At 67.1% G+C, this 711-nt stretch carries 1 protein-coding gene; it reads left to right on the top strand.

The window, feature by feature from the left end:
- Nucleotides 1-711, top strand: a 711-nt coding sequence (locus VM94_RS27475) for a putative Ig domain-containing protein (RefSeq protein WP_200899262.1), incomplete at both ends; no start/stop codon positions are given.

The following is a 711-nucleotide window of genomic DNA, read 5'->3' as shown; positions in this document are numbered from 1 at the left end:
ACCCTGACGGCGGCGGGCGGCACGGCGCCACATACCTTCAGCATCAGCAGCGGCGCCTTGCCTGCCGGCTTGACCTTGAATGCGGCGACTGGCGTATTGTCCGGCACGACGAATGTGGCAGGCAGTTTCCCTGTCAGCATCAAGGTCACGGACAGCAGCACGGGCGTGGGGGCGCCGTTCAGCGCCACCAACAGCTACACCCTGGCCGTCGCTGCGCCCACCTTGAGCCTGACGCCGGCCAGCCTGGCGGCGATCCGTGCCGGCGACGCGTATAGCCAGGCATTCACGGCCGCTGGCGGCATCGCGCCGTATGCGTATGCCGTGAGCGGCGGCGCCTTGCCGACCGGCCTGGCGCTCGATGCGGCCACCGGTGTGTTGAGCGGCACGCCGACGGTGGCGGGCAGCTACAACTTTACCTTGCAGGCCAAGGACGTGCACCAGTTCACGGTGCAGCAAGCGTTGACCTTGCAGGTGAACCAGGCGCCGCCGCCGGTAGCCAATGAAACGGCGACGACGTCGGCCAACCAGGAAGTGAGTTTGACCATCGCCTCCACGGATGGCAGCCCGATCACGGCAGTGACCATCGTCACGCCGCCGCAGCATGGCACCGTCACGGTGGTGTCGAGCGGCGCGGCGGGGGGCGGCAATCGCGCCTTCAAGGTGACGTATGTGCCGAATGCCAACTACTTCGGTCCTGACGCCTTCAGCTAT

The organism is Janthinobacterium sp. KBS0711 (assembly GCF_000988085.1).
Classification (GTDB): domain Bacteria; phylum Pseudomonadota; class Gammaproteobacteria; order Burkholderiales; family Burkholderiaceae_D; genus Janthinobacterium; species Janthinobacterium lividum_E.
The sequence above is the reverse complement of the archived record's forward strand: the minus strand, read 5'-3'. Positions and strand labels throughout refer to the sequence as shown.